Genomic DNA, 20,442 nt, shown 5'->3' on the forward strand with positions numbered 1-20,442 from the left:
GCGTCGGATCCAGAGGAGGAGAGGTGCCCTACTACCGCCAGGTCGGCGCCGTCCCACGGCACCGCCACACCCAGTTCCGCACCCCCGAGGGGCGGCTCTACTACGAGGAGCTGATGGGCGAGGAGGGGTTCTCCTCCGACTCCTCGCTGCTCTACCACCGCGGCGTGCCGTCGGCGATCGTCGCCAGCGAGCCGTGGGAGCTGCCCGACCTGGCGACGCGGCCCAACCACCCGCTCAAGCCGCGGCACCTGCGCCTGCACAGCCTCACGGCGTCCCTCCCGCCCGACGACGTCAACGCCGTGGAGCACCGGCGGCTCGTCCTCGGCAACGCCGACGTGCGGATCTCCTACGGGATGGCCACCGTCCCCTCGCCGTACTATCGCAACGCCATCGGCGACGAGTGCGTGTACGTCGAGTCGGGCGCCGGCACGGTGGAGACCGTCTTCGGGGCGATCTCCTACACCGCGGGCTGCTACGTCGTCATCCCCCGCGCGACCACGCATCGCTGGATCCCCGACCAGCCGAGCCTGCTCTACGCGATCGAGGCGAGCTCCCACATCGGACCGCCGAAGCGCTACCTGTCCACGCACGGCCAGTTCCTCGAGCACGCGCCCTACTGCGAACGCGACCTGCACGGGCCGGCCGAGCCGAAGGTGTGCGAGGGCGAGCAGGTGGAGGTGCTGGTCAAGCACCGCGGGCCGGGCGCGAGCGGCGTGCTCGGCACCCGGCTCACCTATGCCACCCACCCGCTCGACGTCGTCGGCTGGGACGGGTGCCTGTATCCCTACACCTTCCACACCGACGACTTCATGCCGATCACCGGCAAGCTCCACCAGCCGCCGCCGGTCCATCAGGTCTTCGAGGCCCACAACTTCGTGGTCTGCAACTTCCTGCCGCGCAAGGTCGACTACCACGAGCTCGCCGTCCCCGTGCCCTACTACCACTCCAACGTCGACAGCGACGAGGTGATGTTCTACGTCGGTGGCGACTACGAGGCCCGCAAGGGCTCCGGCATCGGCCTCGGCTCGATCTCCCTCCACCCCGGCGGCATCGCCCACGGCCCCCAGCCGTCCGCGATCGAGGCCTCCCTCGGCGCCGAGCGCTTCGAGGAGTCGGCCGTCATGGTCGATACCTTCCGCCCCCTCGAGATCGGCGAGGCCGGCTGGGCCAGCGAGGACCCCGACTACGCCTGGACCTGGGCCGCCGACCAGGCCTGAAGGCTCACCCGTACTGCCGGACTACCGGACGACCGGCAGGTGGACCCGGATGTCGTCGAGCGCCATGACGCCGGGGAGCCGGGAGCCCATCGCGATGGAAGTGTCGTGGAGGGCGGTCGCCATCAGGTAGAGGTTCTGCCCCTTCGGCACGGAGACCCCGACTGCTGGCAGCTCCACCGTGCGGCGTACGCCGGAGACGGGGGTGCCCTGGCGCAGCGGCATGGTGTTGTTCTGCACCAGCTTGGCGTCCAACGGCGTGCGGCCGACGGCGAGGCCGAGGAAGGTCCGTCCGTCGAGGCCCAGGGAGGTGACCTTCGCGTCGAGGTTGACCGAGCCCGCGACCTTGATCGGGCCCTTGGCGATCGGCACCGAGACGGGGAGGCCGACTGCGGTCGGCGTCACGATCCGGGCGGCCTTGACGGTCCGGGTCGGCTTGCCGCCCGAGGGCGAGGTCAGGCACTGCCCGGTCGCCGTGCCGATGTGGACCTTGCCGCGACCGGCGACCGGGCGCCCCTTGCCCTTGAGGACGTGGTCGAAGAACCGCAGCGTCAGGTCGTCGAAGTCACCGCCGCCGAGCCGCTTGCTGCACGGGTCGGAGGTGACGTTGACGCCGGCGGGGAACAACGCCGGCAGCACGTGCCCGCCGTTGTAGCCGACGAAGACGCTCTGTTGACGCGCCCGCCTGGTCAGCACCGTGCGCCAGTTGCGCAGGCCCTCCTGCAGGTTGAACAGTCCGTCGGTCGTGCCCTGGCCGAGGAGCATCGGGATGTCGAGCTTGCGGCCCTGGCGCACGTGCCAGGACGGTCCGTTGCGCGTGAAGAACGGCCGCAGGTCCTCCATCAGTGGCAGCTGTCCCTGCGGCCACGTACCGGTTGCAAGACCCTCGACCAGGCCCTTGTAGATGTGGGGCGGGAGCGCGTTCGAGGGCAGGCCCGCACCCACCAGCACGGCAGCCCACAGGGTCCGCACCACGCCGTTCGGCGCGAGGCTGCGGTTGAGGTCGTGCCAGGTGATCTGCGGCGCCATGGCGTCGATCACCGGCTTCCCCCGGGCCCGCAGGAGCTCGAATGCGGCGAGGAACTGGTAGCCGCCGCCGTACGAGCCGCCGATCGTCCCCATGCGCGGGTCGCGCGGCCCGTCCTTCTGGACCCATCGGTAGCGCGCGATCGTGTTGACGATCCGGCGCAGGTCCTTGCCCTCGTACGCCGGGTGCATCACGTGCGAGAGACCACCGCTCTGGCCGAACCCGCGCTGGTCGATCGAGACGACGCCGTAGCCCGCGTCCGTCCATCGCTTCACGGCAGCCGGACTGGTCTGCCGCTTGCCGGCCCAGCCGTGGCCCTCGAGGAGCACCGGCACCGGCCGCTTCGCCGAGGCCCCGGCGGGCTTGAAGACGGTGAAGCAGATCTTCACCGGTCGCTTCGAGCCGGGCTCGGGGGCACTGTCGATACAGCGGTTGGCGACGCTCACCGCGGGCGCGGCGGAGACGGGCGGGGCGACGAGCAGCGAGCTGACCAGCACGGTGCCGATCGCGGCACCGATCACAGGGACGAGGGCGGTACGCAGGGACACAGTTCTCCTCGGGCAGGTAGTTGGTGACGACAACCGCCTCGACCGACGCCGGGTTACGCAGTCCCGCTCCCGGAGCCCGCCGTAGGTCTCAGGTTGGTCACGTTCGCGCGTTCGAGCACTGGCCCTCCCGGGGCTGTGTAATCTGCGTCACACCTCGCGCCGGTTCGCTGCTGCGCGACGGGTCACGACATCGAGTTCGGGAGGGTTAGTGCTGGCGGTCGCCAACCTCGAGGTCGTCTATGACGACGTCGTCCTTGCCCTGAGGGGAGTGTCGCTGGAGGTCCCGGACCAGAAGATCGTCGCGCTCCTGGGTGCCAACGGTGCCGGGAAGTCGACGGTCCTGCGGGCCCTGTCGGGCCTCCTCGACGTCCACGACGGCGTGATCCGCAAGGGCGGGGTCACGCTCGACGGCAAGCCGGTCGGCCACCTGCGTCCCGCTGCCATGACCAAGCGCGGCATCAAGCACGTGCTGGAGGGGCGGCGGATCTTCAAGGAGCTCACCGTCGAGGAGAACCTCCGGGTCGGGGCGCACGCCGCACCCCGGGAGACCAAGGCCAACCTCACGCGCGTCTACGACCTCTTCCCCCGGCTCGTCGAGCGCAAGGACGGGACGGCCGGCTACCTCTCCGGCGGAGAGCAGCAGATGCTCGCGATCGGTCGCGCGCTCATGAGCGGTCCCCGCTACCTCCTGCTCGACGAGCCCAGCCTGGGCCTCGCGCCGCTCGTCGTCGCCCAGATCCGCGACATCATCGTCGAGATCAACAACCAGGGCACCGCGGTGCTCCTCGTCGAGCAGAACGCCACGATGGCGCTGCAGATCGCCCACCACGGCTACGTGATGGAGACCGGTCGGGTCGTCATGGACCGCCCTGCCGCGGAGCTCCTCGCCGACGACGACGTCCGGGAGTTCTACCTCGGCCTGCACGGCGACGACGCCGAGGGTGGGCGCACCTCGTTCCGCGATGTCAAGCACTACAAGCGCCGGAAGCGGTGGGCCTCGTGACCCAGCAGCCGAAGCACGCGGCGGACCCGGTCCTCCGCTTCGACGACGTCCACCTGGCCTTCGGACAGGTCCGAGCGATCAACGGCGTCAGCTTCCACGTCGACCCCGACGAGCTGTTCGCGATCATCGGCCCCAACGGCGCCGGCAAGACCAGCGTGTTCAACGTGCTGTCCGGGGTCTACCGGCCACAGCAGGGACGGGTCTCCCTGCACGGCACCGACATCCTCAGCATGGCACCGCCGGCGATCGCCCGGCTCGGGATGGCCCGCACGTTCCAGAACATCGAGCTCTTCGCGAACCTCACCGTCCTGGACAACCTCATGCTCGGCCGACACCAGCACATCGGGTACGGCGTGTTCTCGGCGCTCGCGTGGGTGGGCCGCGCGCGCAAGGAGGAGCTGCGTCACCGCCGCGTCGTGGAGGACATCATCGACTTCCTCGAGCTCGAGCAGTGGCGCCGCATGCCGGTGGGTCTGCTGCCGTACGGCGTCCAGAAGCGCGTCGAGCTCGGGCGCGCTCTCGCGATGGACCCCAAGCTGCTGCTGCTCGACGAGCCGGTGGCGGGCATGAACCTCGAGGAGACCGAGGACATGGCGCGCTTCATCCTCGACATCCGCGAGGACCTCCACATCCCGATCATCATGGTCGAGCACGACATGGGACTCGTCATGGACCTCGCCGACCGCATCCTCGTCGTCGACTTCGGCACCCCGATCACCACCGGGACGCCCACACAGGTGCAGCAGCACCCCGACGTGATCCGCGCCTACCTGGGCGGCGACCTCGACACCACACCCGACCCCACCGCCGAGGCGTCCGGGACGGAGGTGCGCGCATGAGAACCACCCTCGTGACCCGAGTCCGCGATCGCGCGGCGAGCAACCCCGACGGGATCGCGCTGCGCCACAAGGACCTCGGCGTGTGGCAGGAGATCACCTGGTCGGACTACTGGGACACCATCGTCACCACCGGTCACGCCCTGCTCGCGCTGGGTGTCGAGCCCGGCGACCGGGTGTCGATCCACAGCGAGAACCGCCCGGAATGGGTCGTCCTCGACCTCGCCACCGTCGCCGTACGCGGCATCACCGTCGGGCTCTACCCCACGAACCCGGCGGCCGAGGTCGCCTACCTCCTGGCCCACAGCGGCGCCACGGTGCACTTCGCCGAAGACCAGGAGCAGCTCGACAAGTTCCTCGACGTGCGCGCCGAGTGCCCCGAGGTCCGCACAGTGGTCTACCGCGAGCCCCGCGGCATCCGCGGGCGCTACGACCTCCCCGGCCTGCTCGCGTGGGAGGACCTGCTCGCGCTGGGCGAGCAGCACCGGCGCGAGCACCCCGGTGCCGTCGAGGAGCGGATGGCTGCGGCCGAGGAGGACGACGTGATCACGCTCGTCTACACCTCCGGCACGACCGGTCCGCCCAAGGGGGCGATGCTGACCCACCGCAACGTGGAGTTCGCGATCGAGACGGCCATCGAGAACGAACAGCTGATCTCGCCGCAGGCCACGGAGAAGGACCTCACCTTGTCCTACCTGCCGTTGTGCCACGTCGCCGAGCGGTTCTTCACGACTTGGTACAACACCGCCACCGGCACCCAGGTCAACTTCGCCGAGTCGATCGACACCGTCCCGGCCAACCTGCGTGAGATCCAGCCCTCGTTGCTGTTCGCCGTCCCCCGCATCTGGGAGAAGCTGCTGGCGACCGCGCGCATCAAGGTGGACTCGGCGAGCCGGGCCAAGCGCGCCTACGGCCGGTTCTGGCTCCGCGAGGCCGAGCGGCTCGGCGCCACTCTCGCCGCGAACGGCGGGGCCCACACCCCCGGCACCCGGATCCGCGCCGCCCTCGGCTGGGTGCTGTTCTTCCGTGCCTTCCGCCAGCGCCTCGGCCTTGGCAAGGTCAGGTACGCCGCCTCGGGCGCAGCGCCGATCGCGCCGGACGTCCTGCAGTTCTTCATGGGCGTCGGTGTCCGGGTGCACGAGGTCTACGGGATGACCGAGAACACCGCCATCGCCACCGCCAACCGGCCCGGTCGCGTGCGCCTCGGCACCGTCGGCGAGCCGCTCGACGGCACCGAGCTGATGTTGCATCCCGAGACCGGCGAGATCCTCACGCGGCACGCCTCGAACTTCGCCGGCTACTGGCGCGACGAGGAGGCGACCGCCCGGACCGTCGACGCCGAGGGCTGGCTCCACACCGGCGACGTCGGCGAGTGGGTCGAGGGCACGCACATCCGTGTCACCGACCGGATGAAGGACATCATCATCACCGCCGGCGGCAAGAACGTCGCGCCGTCGGAGATCGAGAACGCGCTCAAGGCCTCCCCCTACGTCAAGGAGGCCGTGGTCATCGGCGACCGCCGCAAATACCTCACTGCACTGATCGGCATCGAGCTCGACACCGTCGGTGAGTGGGCGCAGCGCCAGGGGCTGGCGTTCACGACCTACCGCGACCTCGCCGAGAAGCCGGAGGTGCGCAAGTTCCTCCAGCGCGTGGTCGACGACGTCAATGCCAAGCACAACCCGGTCGAGCAGATCAAGGACTTCCGCATGCTGCCCAAGGAGCTCGACCACGAGGACGGCGAGCTCACCGCCACCCAGAAGGTCAAGCGCTCGGCCGTCGACAAGGCCTTCCACCACCTCGTCGCCGAGATGTACGGCGAGCAGCCCGCTGCTGCGGGTGCGAGCGGAGGCGGCCGATGAACGAGTTCCTCACCGCCGGCGGCGTCGGCCTGGGCAACGGGGCCGTCTACGCGCTGCTCGCCCTCGGCTTCGTCATCATCTACAAGTCGATGCAGGTGATCAGCTTCGCCCAGCCGGCGTTCATGATGGCCGGCGCGATCCTCGTCAGCTACCTCTCACCGCGCTTCGGCTTCTGGGTCGGCGCGCTGCTGGGCGTCATCGCGATCGCGGCCGTGGCCCTGATCGTCGAACGGGTCGCAATTCGACCGATGGTCGGCAAGGCGGTGTTCGTGATCGCGATCATCACGATCGGCGTCGACATCGTCGTGCGCGTGGTCGCCGGCTCCTTCGTGGGGGTGGACCCGCGCTCGATCGGTGACCCCTGGGGCCTGGAGGCCATCACGATCGGCGGCGTCCGCTTCCAGGAGCGCCACATCGCCGCGATCCTTGCGGCCGCGATCATCGTGACCCTGCTCTTCGCCTTCTTCCGCTACACGCGGATCGGCCTGGCCATGCGCGCCGCTGCGCTGGACCAGGAGGCCGCAATGGCCCAGGGCGTGAGCATCGGCACCGTCTTCGCGGTCTCCTGGGGCCTCGCCGGCGCCCTGGCGGCCGTGGCCGGGGTCTTCGCCGCCAGCGGCAACGTCATCGACCGGAGCCTGTGGATGCTGGCGCTGGTCGCGCTACCGGTGATCATCCTCGGCGGACTCGACTCCCTCGGCGGAGCTGTCCTCGGCGGGCTGATCATCGGCCTGGTCGAGGCCGTCGTCCGCACCTATCACTCGACCTGGTTTCCCTTCCTCGGCACCAACACCGGCTCGATCGCGCCGTACGTCCTGATGCTGCTGGTCCTGCTCGTGCGACCACACGGGCTCTTCGGCACGAAGGAGGTCGAGCGCGTATGACGACGATCCAGGAACCGCCCGTCGCCGATCGCAAGCCCCGCCGTCCCCGCCGCGCACGTGGCCGGACCGAGCTCTACACGAGCTACGGCCAGGAGATGTCGCTGCTCAACACCCGCGGCAAGCAGCTCGGCGTGCTGGCGATCATCGCGATCGCGGCGTACCTCCCGCTCGGCCTCGAGGACGACATGCTCGCCGTCCTCGGGGGCGGGCTGGTCCTCGCGATCGGCGCGATCGGGCTGAACCTGCTCACCGGATACGCCGGGCAGGTCTCGCTCGGTCACGCCTTCTTCGTCGGGCTGGGCGCCTACACCGCCGCCGTGCTGTCGGGCGATCCGGACGGGCGCTACCTCGGCTTCGGCATCACCAACCCGCTGATCTGGATCCCTGCGGCCGGCGCGGTCGCCGCGATCGCCGGGTTCCTCGTCGCGCCCCTGGCCACCCGCCTGCGTGGGCTCTACCTCGCGGTCGTCACCCTCGGGCTGGTCTTCATCGGCCAGTACTTCTTCCTCGAGTGGCGCAGCATGTCCGGTGGAGCGCAGGTCGGCCGGGACGCTGCGACACCGATCCTGTTCGGCATCGACCTGACGCGCAACGGCGCCTACAGCGACGAGCAGAAGCTGTTCTGGTTCTTCCTGGTCGTCCTCATCATCTTCGCCCTGCTCGCGCGCAACATCGCCCGCTCCAAGGTCGGGCGAGCGTTCTCCGCCGTCCGCGACCGCGACATCGCAGCCGGCGTGATGGGGGTGGAGCTGTCGCGCTACAAACAGATCGCCTTCGTCATCTCGTCCTTCTACGCGGGTGTGTGCGGCTCGCTGCTCTTCGTCCTCAACGGGCACGTCAGCGCCGAGCAGTTCGGGTTGTTGCTGTCGGTGCAGTTCATCGCGATGGTGCTCATCGGCGGCGTCGCGACCATCTCGGGTTCGATCATGGGCGCACTGCTGATCGCGCTGCTCCCCCAGATCGCCGCCGAGGTGCCGCACCTGCTGCCGTTCATCTCCTCCTCGGCGCGCGAGAGCCCCAACATCTTCGAGCTCGAGATCGCGATGTACGGCGTGCTCATCATCGCGTTCCTGCTCTTCGAGCCCCGCGGCCTCTACGGCATCTGGATGCGGATCCGCACCTACTGGAAGGGATTCCCCTTCTCCTACTGACTTCTCGCCGCCCGCCCACCCCCCGACTTGACCCGTTCACCTGAACGGGGCATGGATGAAAGGAACCACCCACCGTGAACACACCTCTGCGCAGGCTGGCCGTCCTGGCCGTCGCCTCCGCCCTCGTCCTCGCCGGTTGCGGCCGGGACAGCGGGAGCAGCGACGACGGCGACACCGCAACGGGTCCCGGCGTGTCCAGCGAGCCATGCCCCGACGCCATCGACGACAGCAAGGGCTGCATCTACCTCGGCGCCATCACCGACCTCACCGGTCCGTTCTCCGCCATCGGCATCCCGCTGCAGGACGGCGCCGAGGCCTTCTGGAGGATGGTCAACGAGGACGGCGGGATCGGCGACTACGAGGTCGACGTCACCACCCACCTCAAGGACAACGAGTACAACCCCGACCGGCACGCCCAGGCGTGGAACGAGATCAGCGGCGAAGTCCTGGCGCTGTCCGGCTCGCTCGGCACCGCGGCCACCGAGGCGATGATGCGCGACTCCGAGGCCGAGGAGCTCGTGGCCATGCCCGCCACCCTCGGGTCGAACTGGATCTTCGAGGACCGCGTGCTCGAGCTGGGTGCGCCGTACTGCGCGGAGGGCATGAACGCCGTCGACTACGGCATCGACGAGCTCGGTGCCACCAGCGTCGCCGCGGTCCACCTGCCCGGTGACTACGGCGACGACGTCATGGTCGGAGCGCGGATCGCCGCCGAGGAGCGCGGCGTCGACTTCACGGCGATCGAGACCACGGTGGGCGCCGACCAGCAAGCGGCCGCGGTCGCCGGCGTCCTGCGCTCGGGTGCCGACCTGGTCATCATGGGCACCACGCCGCTCGAGCTGGCGGCCGTCGTCGGGGGCGCGCTGCAGAACGGGTTCGAGGGCCGGTTCATCGGCGCCATCCCGACGTGGAACGCGGCGCTGCTGCAGTCCCCGGCCGGCGAGGCGTTGAAGGCGGCCTACACCTGGTCCAACCCGTTCCCGTCGTACGACGCCGACAGCCCCGGCCGCGAGGCCATGCGCGAGGCGGCCGGCGACGCGCAGCCCAACGACTACTACGCGATCGGGTTCAGCAGCCAGTACGTCATGAAGGCGGCACTCGAAGGAGCACTCGACAACGACGACCTCACCCGCGCCGGCGTGCTCGAGGCCGCGACGTCGATGACCGAGGTCGACAGCGAGGGCTCGCTGCCGGAGGGGTCGGGCAACTACGCCGGCGACCCGAACGAGGCGGTCGTCCGGGCGACCAACTTCTTCACCCCCGACGAGAGCGCCTCCACCGGGGCGTCGGTGACCGTCGAGTCCTACACGGGTCCGACCGCGGAGGGCTACGAGTTCACCGAGGCCTGCTACCTCATGAAGTGAGTCGAGGACCGCTCAGCTGAGCGGTCCTCACACGCACCAGGGGCGCGACCGGTGGTCGCGCCCCTGTTGCGTGTTGCGTGTGGAGCCCTCCGGGCTCAAGGTCACCGTCCGGTCACTGAGGTCTCGATACGGCGACCCCAACCCTTCGCACGCTCAGGCCTGGGTTTGCCTACTCGACCTGATCGCCACGACGCGCCCTCGCGAGCTCGGTCGCGCAGCGATCAAAGCAGGATGATCAGCAAGATGACGATGGCGATGATGAACGCAGCGATCGCAATGGTGCGGGTGTTCATGGGGGCTCCTGTTCCTTCGGTTGACGTCCCGGTGAGGTCCACCCGGACGGCGCTGACACGGGGTCTGCCCAGCGCCGGCACTTTCTAGTCCTGCCCTACGGTGATCCCGTGACCCGTGACCCGATCCGTGAGGCCCACCGGCAGTGGGTCGCCCACGGCTGGACCGATGCCGCCGACGGCATGGCGATGGTGACGTCGCTGGTCCGCGTGCACCAGCTCCTGCAGGCCCGCATCGACGCCGTGTTGCGGCCGCACGATCTGACGTTCGCTCGTTATGAGGTGCTGCGGCTGCTCGCCTTCTCCTCGCGCCAGGAGCTGCCGATGGCCCGGGTGGGCTCCCTGCTGCAGGTCCACCCCGCCAGCGTCACCAGCGCCGTGACCCGGCTCGAGGCCCAGGGGTTCGTCACGCGCACCCGCGGCGAGGAGGACCGGCGCCTCGTCCTGGCCGCCATCACCCCCGCCGGACGCGAGGTCGTCGAGAAGGCCACGGTGGGCCTCAACGAGACCGTCTTCGCCCAGCCCGGCCTCGCGGCCGCCGAGGTCGACGCGCTCACCGCCGCGCTGACCCGGCTGCGCGCCGCGGCCGGCGACCCCGTCAACTGACCCCGCCCCCGCACACTCCCCTACGTGAGCGTCCCCGCCACGCTCGTGTGGCGACGCTCACGTAGGGGAGTGACGCTTCACAAGGCGGGGCGAGAGGCGTATTCTGAAATTGATTGGACGTCAAACTATCTGACGTCAAAGCAACTTCGCGGAAGGCCACCCATGAGCTCGCTGCACGTCCCCACGCACCCGGTCCGCCTGGTCACCGCCTCGAGCCTGTTCGACGGCCACGACGCCTCGATCAACATCATGCGGCGGATCTTCCAGAGCCAGGGCTGCGAGGTCATCCACCTCGGGCACAACCGCTCGGTGCAGGAGGTCGTCGACGCCGCGATCGAGGAGGACGCCAACGGGGTCGCCGTGTCGTCCTACCAGGGCGGGCACGTCGAGTACTTCGAGTACCTCGTCGAGTCCCTGCGGGCGCAGGGCGCCGGGCACATCCGCGTCGTGGGCGGGGGCGGCGGCGTGATCGTGCACGAGGAGATCGACCGGCTGCGCAAGGCGGGCGTCACCATCTTCTCCCCCGAGGACGGCCAGCGCATGGGTCTGCCGGGGATGATCAACTCGGTCGTCGCCGACCTCGACTACGACGTCCTCGACGGGCGTACGCCGAGCGCCGAGCAGGTCCTCGCCGGCGAGCGTACGGCGATCGCGCGTGCGCTCAGCGCCGCCGAGCAGGGCCGCCTGGACCCGGCGTTGCAGGCAGCGCTCAGCGACGCCGCCGCGCGGCACACCGTGCCGGTCCTCGGCATCACCGGCACGGGCGGGTCGGGCAAGTCGTCGCTCACCGACGAGCTGGTGCGCCGCTTCCGCGTCGACCAGCAGGACAAGCTGCGCATCGCCGTGGTCGCGGTCGACCCCACCCGCCGCAAGGGTGGCGGCGCCCTGCTGGGTGACCGGATCCGGATGAACGCGCTCGACGGCGACCGGGTCTACTTCCGCAGCGTCGCCACGCGCGGAGCGCACGAGATCCCCGCGCAGCTCACCGACGTGATCACCGTGCTCAAGGCCTCCGGCTTCGACCTCGTGGTCGTCGAGACCCCGGGCATCGGCCAGGGTGACGCGGCGATCGTGCCGTTCGTCGACACCTCGCTCTATGTCATGACGCCGGAGTACGGCGCCTCGTCGCAGCTGGAGAAGATCGACATGCTCGACTTCGCCGACGTCGTGGCGATCAACAAGTTCGAGCGCCGCGGCGCCAAGGACGCCCTGCGCGACGTCGGTCGCCAGCTCGTCCGCAACCGCGAGGCGTTCGGCCAACAGCCCGAAGACATGCCCGTCTTCGGCACCTCCGCCGCGACCTTCAACGACGACGGCGTCACCGCACTCTTCGGGCACCTGCGCGGCCTGCTCACCCAGCACGGCCTCGGGCTCGACGACGGGGCCCTGACGCCGGTCGACGTACGCCACTCCTCGGGCATCCGGCAGGTCGTCCCGCCGGAGCGGGTGCGCTACCTGTCGGAGATCACCGAGACGGTCCGCGGCTACCACGCCCGCACCGAGGAGCTGGTGGCCGCGGCGCGGCGCGTGCAACGGCTGCGGGCGGTGGCCGAGGAGCTCCGTGGCCTCGATACACCCGCCTCCTCCGTCGGCGGGCACTCGACCACCCAGCAACCCGCCTCCTCCGTCGGCGGGCACTCGACCACCCAGCAACCCGCCTCCTCCGTCGGCGGGCACTCGACCAACGAGGTGGAGACCCTCCTCGAGCGTGCCGAGCGCGAGCTCGACGTCGAGGTCGCCGACGCGCTCGCGGAGTGGCCCGCGGTCGTCGCGTCGTACTCCGGCGACGAGCAGGTCGTGCGTGTGCGCGACAAGGAGCTCGTCACCCAGCTGACGCGTGAGTCGCTGTCGGGCAACAAGATCCCGCGCGTCGCGCTCCCCCGCTTCGAGGACCACGGCGAGCTCGTGCGCTTCTGGCGCCGCGAGAACCTCCCCGGCAAGTTCCCCTTCACCGGTGGCGTGTTCCCGTTCAAGCGCGACAACGAGGACCCGGCACGGATGTTCGCCGGCGAGGGCGACCCGTTCCGTACCAACCGCCGCTTCAAGCTGCTGTCCGAGGGCCAGCCGGCGACGCGGCTCTCCACCGCGTTCGACTCCGTCACGCTCTACGGTCGCGACCCCGACGAGCGCCCCGACATCTACGGCAAGGTCGGCACCTCCGGCGTCTCCGTCGCCACCCTCGACGACATGAAGGCGTTGTACGACGGCTTCGACCTCGTCGCCCCCACGACCAGCGTGTCCATGACGATCAACGGTCCGGCTCCGACGGTGCTGGCGTTCTTCCTCAACACCGTCATCGACCAGCAGGTCGACGCCTTCACCGAGCGCGAGGGCCGCGAGCCGTCGGAGGAGGAGCGCGCGATCCTGGCCGCCCACGCGGTGTCGCAGGTGCGTGGCACGGTGCAGGCCGACATCCTGAAGGAGGACCAGGGTCAGAACACCTGCCTGTTCTCCACCGAGTTCTCGCTGCGCTGCATGGCCGACATCCAGGAGTGGTTCATCGAGAACGGGGTGCGCAACTTCTACTCCGTGTCCATCTCCGGCTACCACATCGCCGAGGCCGGGGCGAACCCCATCAGCCAGCTGGCCTTCACCCTCGCCAACGGCTTCACCTACGTCGAGGCCTACCTCGCGCGCGGCATGGACATCGACGACTTCGCGCCGAACCTGTCGTTCTTCTTCTCCAACGGCATGGACCCCGAGTACTCCGTCATCGGCCGGGTCGCGCGCCGTATCTGGGCCATCACGATGAAGGAGAAGTACGGCGCCAACGAGCGCTCGCAGAAGCTGAAGTACCACGTCCAGACGTCGGGTCGCTCGCTGCACGCGCAGGAGATGGCGTTCAACGACATCCGCACCACCCTGCAGGCGCTGATCGCGCTCTACGACAACGCCAACAGCCTGCACACCAACGCCTACGACGAGGCCGTCACGACCCCGACGGAGGAGTCGGTGCGCCGCGCGCTGGCCATCCAGCTGATCATCAACCGCGAGTGGGGCCTCGCGATGAACGAGAACCCGCTCCAGGGCGCGTTCATCATCGACGAGCTCACCGACCTGGTCGAGGCGGCCGTGCTCGCGGAGTTCGACCGGATCAGCGAGCGCGGCGGCGTGCTGGGTGCGATGGAGACCGGCTACCAGCGTGGCCGGATCCAGGACGAGTCGATGCTCTACGAGCACCGCAAGCACGACGGCTCACTGCCGATCATCGGCGTCAACACCTTCCGTAACCCGGGTTCCGACGAGGGCACCCCTGTGAAGGTGGAGCTCGCGCGGGCCACCGACGCCGAGAAGGAGTCGCAGCTGCGCCGGGTCCGGGAGTACGCCGAGACCCACCGCGACGAGGCCACCGAGGCACTCGCCCGCCTGAAGGAGGCAGCCGCCTCGGGCGAGAACGTCTTCGCGGTCCTCATGGAGGCGGCGCGGGTCTGCACGCTCGGTCAGGTCACCGAGGCGTTCTTCGAGGTCGGGGGACAGTACCGGCGCAACGTCTGACCCCCCGGACGTCATACGCCTGTGGAGCTATAGCCCCGCGGGCGTATGACGTCCCACGGGGTCCGGCGGCGGCGTCGGGGATGATGGCAGCATGAACCGCCCCGTCCGCCTCCTGCTCCTGCGCCACGGCCAGACACACAGCAACGTGACCGGTGCGCTCGACACCGGCGAGCCCGGCCACGACCTCACCGACCTCGGCAAGGCCCAGGCCGCGGCCGCCGTGCGGGCCCTCGCCGACCAGGACCTGACCGGCCTGCACGTCTCCCGGCTGGTGCGGACGCACCAGACCGCGCAGCCCCTGGCGACCGCGCGGTCGCTCGACCCTGCGGTCACCGGCGGGCTCGAGGAGATCCGGGCCGGCGAGTTCGAGATGCGCAACGACCACGACGCCGTGGCCGGCTACATCGGCACCGTGGGTGCGTGGATCTCCGACGACCTCGACCACCGGATGCCCGGCGGGGAGAACGGCCACGAGTTCCTGAGCAGGTACGACGCCGCCGTCGAGCGGATCGTCACGGGCGCGTGGGAACGCGCCACGCGCACCGTGCTGCTGGTCAGCCACGGCGCGGCGATCCGCACCTGGGTCTCGCGGCGCGTCGACGGGGCGGAGGACCACCCCGAGGCCCGCGAGCGACTGGAGAACACCGGGCTGATCACCGTCGAGGGCGACCCCGCGACCGGGTGGAAGCTGCTCGACTGGCACTCCGAGCCGATCGGCGGGCGCTTCCTCGAGGACGAGGCGGCGCCGGACCCCACGGCCCTGCCCGCCGACGACTAGCGGCGACTAGGGTCGACGCTCATGAGCACGCACCCGTCCTACGCAGACCTCGCCAGCCTCCCTGCCTACGCCGAGCAGCCGGTCCCGACCCCGTTCGAGGATGCCAACGGCTACCTCAACGTGCGCCACTACCTCGGCATCGGCAGCGAGGGACTCGACGACTCCCTCGACGAGCTCGGGATCGCGTGGAACTGGCCGGTCAAGGAGGGGCGGGCCTGCCTGTCGGCCGAGCACCACATCACCTACCTCCACGGGCTGCGCACCGGTGACCGGATGTCGGTGCGGGTCCGGCTGCTCGGTCGCGCCGAGCGCGCCGCCCACACGGTGATCTACGTCCTCGACGACACCCACGAACGGCTGGCCTGCGTGATCGAGGAGATCTTCCTCCACGTCCTGGTCGAGGAGCGCAAGACGGCACCCTGGCCCGCCGACGTGGCAGCGGCGATGGACGCGCGCATCGCCGAGCACGCCCAGCTCCCGTGGCAGCCGGCGCTGTCCGGCGCGCTCGCGCTGCGGTGACCTCGCCCGTCCCGTGACGACCTGGGCCGACGACCTCGGGCACCCGTACGCCGGCCCGTCCCCGGCCACGCGGGTGGTGTCCTTGGTCCCGTCGCTGACGGAGACCCTCGCCGCCGTACGCCCGGAGGCGGTGGTGGGGGCGACGCAGTGGTGCACCCACCCCGCCGACCTCGACGTCGTCCGCGTGCGCGGGACGAAGAACCCCGACCTCGCGGCGATCCGCGACCTCGCCCCCGACATCGTGGTCGCCAACAAGGAGGAGAACCGCGAGCTGGACGTCACGCGGCTGCGGGACTCCGGTGTCCGGGTCTGGGTCACCGAGATCGACACCGTGCCTGACGCGACGGCCTCGATCGGGCGCCTGCTCGGCGCCCTCGGCTGGGCGCGTCCGGCGTGGCTCGACGAGGTCGAGGAGCGGTGGTGCGGCCCCCTCCCGCCCGTGACCGCCCGCGTCGCCGTCCCGATCTGGCGCGATCCCTGGATGGTCGTCGGTGGTGACACGTTCACCTCCGATCTGCTGCGCCGCATGGGCTGGGAGAACGTCTTCGCCGATGTCGCGCGCTATCCCACCCTCACGCCGGCCGACATCGAGGCCCGTCGGCCGGACCTGGTCCTGCTCCCCGACGAGCCCTACGTCTTCAGCGCCGACGACGGCCCGGAGGCCTTCGCAACGCCGACGCGATTGGTGAGCGGCCGCCTGCTGACCTGGTACGGACCCTCGCTCCTCGAGCAGATCGACACTCCCCGCACCGACGGGACCCCGGATCGTTAGTCTTCGCATCGACCCCCGGCACGGAGCCCGGGGCCCGGAGCGGCACGGAGGCGGCAAGGGTGGAGATTCTCGGGGGTCGCGGGATCCGCCCGTCCGACGCCGTCACCGCCGCCGGCCTGCTGCTGCTCACCGTGCTCGTGTTCCTCGACCTGCTCACCGGGGTCTTCCTCAGCGGCACCTACGCCGCCGGCGCGGTCGTCACGGCCACGGCAGCTCCCCCGCGCCGTACGGCGATCGTGGCTGTGCTGGCCGTGGTCATCGGGGGCAGCTCGGGGCTGTGGCACGACACCTTCGGCACCGAGGACTGGGTGCTGCGCGTGGTCGCCAACGTCATCATCGCGAGCACCGCGGTGAGTGTCTCCGCAGTCGGTCACGACCTGCGCAACCGGCTGCTGAGCATGACCACGATGATCCAGGAGCTGATCGACTCGCTCGCCGGCGAGCTGATCGGCGCGAGGACCGTCAAGGCGGTCAGCCAGGCGTTCGTGGGCAAGGCCGCGGAGACCATCGGTGCCGACCAGATCCGGGTGCACATCCTCGACCAGGACAAGGCGCTGCGCCCGCTTGCGTGGTACGGCAAGGAGCCCACGCTCGAGGTCGTCCCCGGCTCCGACCACCCCAAGGCGCAGGTCGCAGCGACCGGGATCCCGCTGCACGTGCGCGACGATGAGAAGCTGCGGACTCACTTCCCCGACCTCGTGCAGCGCTCCGACGGCCGCGTGCGCGGCCGCCGGTCCGTCCACGTGCTGCCGCTCATGAAGGCGGGTGTCGTGGAGGGCGTGCTGACGATGTCCTTCCCCCCGGGTGCCGGTGTGCCCCGGTCGCAGGACGCGTTCTTGCTCTCGATCTCCGGAGCACTCGGCGAGGCCCTGCACCGCGCCGCCGAGCTCGAGCGCGAGGACCTCGCCGGCCACCGCATGCAGCTGCTGCACGAGGCCTCCGCCACCCTCACCCGCAGCCTCGACGTCAACACCACCGTCGAAGAGGTCGTCCGTCTACTCGTCCCACGGTTCGCGGACTGGTGCGCGGTGACCCTCGAGCGCGACCAGGCGCTCGAGGTGGTCGCCCTGCGCCACTCCGACCCCGCGCGCACCCGGTGGGGCAACGACCTCGTCGACGCCGTCCTCCGTCCCGACGCCGACGCGCCGTTCGGCGTGCGCGGCGTCATGGCGACGGGTCGCAGCGAGCTGTTCCCCTTCATCCCCGCCGAGCTGCTGCGCACCGCCGCGACCAGCCGGGATCACCTGCGCCTGCTGCAGCAGTTCGGGATGCGCAGCGCGATGGTGGTGCCCCTGATCGGCCGGGCCGGCGTCATCGGCGCGGTCACCCTCGTGCAGGCCGAGTCCGGACGCACGTACGCCGCCGAGGACGTGGCGTTTCTCGACCAGCTCGCCGCGCTGGCGGCGCGGGCGCTCGAGACCGCGGTGACCTTCCAGGACCAGTCCGAACGCCTCGCCAGCATGACCGAGGTCGCGGAGGCGGCGCAGGAGGCCATCTTGGCCACGCCGCCGGAGCGGGTCGGACCCCTGCGCCTGGCCGCCCGCTACCGGGGCGCCGCTGCCGCCGCGCAGATCGGTGGCGACCTGTTCGAGGTCGTCAGCAGCGCCGAACGCACCCGCCTGCTCATCGGCGACGTCCGGGGCAAGGGCCTCAACGCCGTGCGCACCGCCACGATCGTGCGCGGCGAGTTCCGCGCCGCGGCGACCGATGCGGTCGACCTCGCCCAGCTCGCGCGCGAGATCGACCGCGGCATGCGCCCCTACCTCGCCAGCACCGAGGACTTCGTCACCGCCTGCCTCGTGGAGATCACCCACGACGGTTCCTTCAGCGCGGTCTCGTGCGGCCACCCGGCCCCGGTGGTGCTGTCCCAGGGCCGCGCGAGCGAGCTCGTCTTGGACTACGACCCCCCGCTGGGGCTGGGTGTCGACCCGACGATCGCCCACGGCCGGCTCGCGGCGTACGACCGGCTGGTGATGTTCACCGACGGTCTGATCGAGGCCCGGACACCGACCCGGGCGTTCGTGGACCCGCACCAGGTCCTGGCCGCGATGGGGGCTGCCCCCTTCGCCGACGCACTGGACGCCGGGTTCGCCTCGCTGCAGACCCAGACCGAGGGCACCCTCGACGACGACCTCGCGATGCTGATCGCGGAGTACGCGCCGCAGGACTGACCGGTCATCGGGCGGAGCCGGTGGTGCTCTCGTGCGGGTCCGCGCCCACCTCGATCCGCCCGTCGGGACGGGTGCGCACCATGCCCACGCCGCCGAGCTCGTGGTCCCACCGGTCGAGCCGCCGCACCGTGTAGCCGCGCTTCTCGAGCGCGGCGTGGACGTCGTCGTACAACGATCCCTCCAGCTCGATCGTGCGCGGCTCGACCTCGTGGGGGGCGAACGAGCTCGGGAAGTTCAACGACCGGAACCGCGGCGCCTGCACCGCCTCCTGCGGATCCATGCCGAAGACGAGGACGTTGAGCAGCACCTGCACGTTGGTCTGCGTCTGCACGTCCCCACCGGGTGTGCCGACCGTGATCCGGCCGCCGTCGGCCTCGTCGACCATCACCGCGTGCGGGGTGATGCGCGGCCGCTTCCCGGGCTCCAGGCGGTTGGGACTGGCCGGGTCGAGCCGGAACTGGTTCATGCGGTTGCCGAGGTTCAGCCCGGTGCCGGGCACCATCGGCGTCAGCGGGAAGTCGCTCGGAGTGATGGTGACGGCGTTGCCGTCGGCGTCCACCACGGCGAGGTGCGTGGTGTCCTTGCCGACCAGCGGCGTCGGGGCGTGCACCCCCGGGACGCGCTGGGCCGAGTCCAGCTCGCCCTCCGAGGGCATCCCGTCGTACGCCGTCTCCCGGATCTGTGCGCGACGGCGAGCGGCGTGCTCGTCCGACAGCAGCTCGGCAACGGGTACGTCGACGAAGGTCTCGTCGGCGACGTAGGCCTCCCGGTCGGCCATGACGAGGTCGATCGCCTGCAGCACCGTGTGGACGTAGTCGGCACTGTTGTGGCCCATCGCCGCGAGGTCGATCTCCTCCAGGACTTGCAGCACCATCGGGACGACGATGCCTTGCGTCCACGTGCGGTTGGTGTGGATCGTGTGGCCGCGGAAGTCGGCGGTCAGCGGTTCCTCCCACTCGCCCGCATAGCCGGCGAGGTCCTCGGCCGTGAACAGGCCACCCTCGTCGGCGTGCAGCGCGAGGATCGCCTCGGCGATCGGTCCTTCGTAGAAGTGGTCGCGCACGGCGCGCAACCCATCGATCCGGCCGCCACCGTCTGCCAGGACGGCCGTCTCGGCATCGGCGAGACCCTGGAGGGTGTCGGCCAGAAGCGGCCGGGTGAACCGGTCCCCGACGTGGATCGGTCGCCACCACTCGCCCTTGGTGAACTCCTCGGCGTTGGTCGGCAGGAGGAAGCCGAAGCCGATCCGCTCGATCAGGGAGAAGTCGAGGTTGTAGGCCATCACCTCGTGCACGGGGAACCCCTCGCGCGCGAGACGTACGGCGGGGGCGGCCAGCTCGGCGAAGGTCTTCGAGCCGTGCTCCTCGAGCAGAGCGACGAGCACGTCGGGCGAAGCGGGGAGCAGCTGTGCCCAGATGTCCATCTCCGGCACGGTCTCCCAGCCGCGGTCGCGGAACCGCTCGAGCGTCGCCGCGGCCGGCGCCGTCCCGGCGCCGGTGTAGCTGCGCACCTGCCCGGTGGCACCGTCGCGCACCAGCATCGGCGCGACACCCGGAAAGCTCGCCGCCTCGCCGAAGGTGACGTTGAGCGCCAGCAGACCGGCGACCGCGGCATCCGCCGCGTTGCCACCGTCCTCCAGCACCTCGCGCATCGCCTCGGCCGCCCACGGCGTACCCGCCACGACCGCGTGCTCGGTCCCGGTGGCCAGGGGGCGTTCGCGCCCCTTCGGGCTGGTGTAGTCCATCGGGTCGCGCGGCCCCTTGGGCAGAGCGGCGTACGCGCCCAGGGCGATCAACGCCAGGCTCAACATCACGATCGCCGCGCGGCGCACCCCGCGCCGTACCCGTCCCCTGCCCTGCTCGCGCACCCGCGCTCCTCTCGTCGGAGGACACCTTGACACGTGTCAACCGAGGAGGCGGTGA

At 70.5% G+C, this 20,442-nt stretch carries 16 protein-coding genes; 13 read left to right on the forward strand and 3 right to left on the reverse strand.

All coding sequences use genetic code 11. The features are described 5' to 3' along the window. Positions 1 to 23: 23 nt before the first annotated feature. Positions 24 to 1,217: a homogentisate 1,2-dioxygenase gene (locus J2S59_RS03455; RefSeq protein ID WP_068122231.1), complete on the forward strand. Its 1,194-nt coding sequence runs from the start codon at positions 24 to 26 to the stop codon at positions 1,215 to 1,217. Between the two features lie 21 nt (positions 1,218 to 1,238). Here J2S59_RS03455 and J2S59_RS03460 read toward each other — a convergent pair whose 3' ends face one another. Next, complete coding sequence (locus J2S59_RS03460) at positions 1,239 to 2,789, reverse strand: CocE/NonD family hydrolase (protein ID WP_306824811.1); 1,551 nt, start codon at positions 2,787 to 2,789, stop codon at positions 1,239 to 1,241. 208 nt (positions 2,790 to 2,997) lie between these two features. Here J2S59_RS03460 and J2S59_RS03465 point away from each other — a divergent pair, with 208 nt between their 5' ends. The 6 genes from J2S59_RS03465 to J2S59_RS03490 all read left to right on the forward strand — a co-directional run bounded on the left by J2S59_RS03465 (position 2,998) and on the right by J2S59_RS03490 (position 9,889). After that, the gene (locus J2S59_RS03465; RefSeq protein ID WP_068118223.1) at positions 2,998 to 3,792 is read left to right on the forward strand and encodes an ABC transporter ATP-binding protein; all 795 of its coding nucleotides are present in this window, start codon (positions 2,998 to 3,000) and stop codon (positions 3,790 to 3,792) included. After that, entirely contained in the window at positions 3,789 to 4,631 is an 843-nt protein-coding gene (locus tag J2S59_RS03470) for an ABC transporter ATP-binding protein (protein WP_068118236.1), read from the forward strand. Before J2S59_RS03465 ends, J2S59_RS03470 begins: the two co-directional genes overlap by 4 nt. Next, positions 4,628 to 6,490 carry an AMP-dependent synthetase/ligase gene (locus J2S59_RS03475; protein WP_068118224.1) on the forward strand — a complete coding sequence of 621 codons (1,863 nt, stop codon included), beginning with the start codon at positions 4,628 to 4,630 and terminating at the stop codon, positions 6,488 to 6,490. The genes J2S59_RS03470 and J2S59_RS03475 overlap by 4 nt, the downstream gene beginning before the upstream one ends. Further along, positions 6,487 to 7,374 carry a branched-chain amino acid ABC transporter permease gene (locus J2S59_RS03480; RefSeq protein ID WP_068118227.1) on the forward strand — a complete coding sequence of 296 codons (888 nt, stop codon included), beginning with the start codon at positions 6,487 to 6,489 and terminating at the stop codon, positions 7,372 to 7,374. Before J2S59_RS03475 ends, J2S59_RS03480 begins: the two co-directional genes overlap by 4 nt. Continuing rightward, on the forward strand, positions 7,371 to 8,525 hold the full coding sequence (locus J2S59_RS03485; RefSeq protein WP_181641624.1) for a branched-chain amino acid ABC transporter permease: 1,155 nt from the start codon (positions 7,371 to 7,373) through the stop codon (positions 8,523 to 8,525). The genes J2S59_RS03480 and J2S59_RS03485 overlap by 4 nt, the downstream gene beginning before the upstream one ends. 74 nt (positions 8,526 to 8,599) lie before the next feature. Continuing rightward, positions 8,600 to 9,889 carry an ABC transporter substrate-binding protein gene (locus tag J2S59_RS03490; protein ID WP_068118233.1) on the forward strand — a complete coding sequence of 430 codons (1,290 nt, stop codon included), beginning with the start codon at positions 8,600 to 8,602 and terminating at the stop codon, positions 9,887 to 9,889. 221 nt (positions 9,890 to 10,110) lie between these two features. On the opposite strand, the gene J2S59_RS03495 is transcribed toward J2S59_RS03490, so the two are convergent. Next, positions 10,111 to 10,263 (reverse strand): hypothetical protein, encoded by a 153-nt coding sequence (locus tag J2S59_RS03495; RefSeq protein ID WP_181641625.1) that lies wholly within the window; start codon positions 10,261 to 10,263, stop codon positions 10,111 to 10,113. 27 nt (positions 10,264 to 10,290) lie between these two features. Here J2S59_RS03495 and J2S59_RS03500 point away from each other — a divergent pair, with 27 nt between their 5' ends. From J2S59_RS03500 to J2S59_RS03525, 6 genes are all read left to right on the forward strand, one after another. After that, the gene (locus tag J2S59_RS03500; RefSeq protein WP_306824812.1) at positions 10,291 to 10,785 is read left to right on the forward strand and encodes a MarR family winged helix-turn-helix transcriptional regulator; all 495 of its coding nucleotides are present in this window, start codon (positions 10,291 to 10,293) and stop codon (positions 10,783 to 10,785) included. 162 nt (positions 10,786 to 10,947) lie between these two features. Next, a complete protein-coding gene (locus J2S59_RS03505) occupies positions 10,948 to 14,280 on the forward strand; it encodes a methylmalonyl-CoA mutase family protein (RefSeq protein ID WP_068117234.1) in 3,333 nt (1,110 codons plus the stop codon). A 91-nt stretch (positions 14,281 to 14,371) separates the two neighbouring features. Next, positions 14,372 to 15,058, forward strand: a complete 687-nt coding sequence (locus J2S59_RS03510; RefSeq protein WP_068117237.1) for a histidine phosphatase family protein — start codon at positions 14,372 to 14,374, stop codon at positions 15,056 to 15,058. Between the two features lie 21 nt (positions 15,059 to 15,079). Further along, entirely contained in the window at positions 15,080 to 15,577 is a 498-nt protein-coding gene (locus J2S59_RS03515) for a thioesterase family protein (RefSeq protein ID WP_068117240.1), read from the forward strand. A gap of 13 nt (positions 15,578 to 15,590) precedes the next feature. Beyond that, positions 15,591 to 16,349 carry a helical backbone metal receptor gene (locus J2S59_RS03520; RefSeq protein ID WP_068117243.1) on the forward strand — a complete coding sequence of 253 codons (759 nt, stop codon included), beginning with the start codon at positions 15,591 to 15,593 and terminating at the stop codon, positions 16,347 to 16,349. Between the two features lie 59 nt (positions 16,350 to 16,408). Beyond that, on the forward strand, positions 16,409 to 18,520 hold the full coding sequence (locus tag J2S59_RS03525; RefSeq protein ID WP_306824813.1) for a PP2C family protein-serine/threonine phosphatase: 2,112 nt from the start codon (positions 16,409 to 16,411) through the stop codon (positions 18,518 to 18,520). A gap of 4 nt (positions 18,521 to 18,524) precedes the next feature. Here the strand turns inward: J2S59_RS03525 and J2S59_RS03530 are convergent, their stop codons facing one another. After that, the gene (locus J2S59_RS03530) at positions 18,525 to 20,387 is read right to left on the reverse strand and encodes a gamma-glutamyltransferase family protein (protein ID WP_306824814.1); all 1,863 of its coding nucleotides are present in this window, start codon (positions 20,385 to 20,387) and stop codon (positions 18,525 to 18,527) included. Positions 20,388 to 20,442: the final 55 nt, after the last annotated feature.

Source organism: Nocardioides massiliensis, assembly GCF_030811215.1.
GTDB lineage: Bacteria > Actinomycetota > Actinomycetes > Propionibacteriales > Nocardioidaceae > Nocardioides_A > Nocardioides_A massiliensis.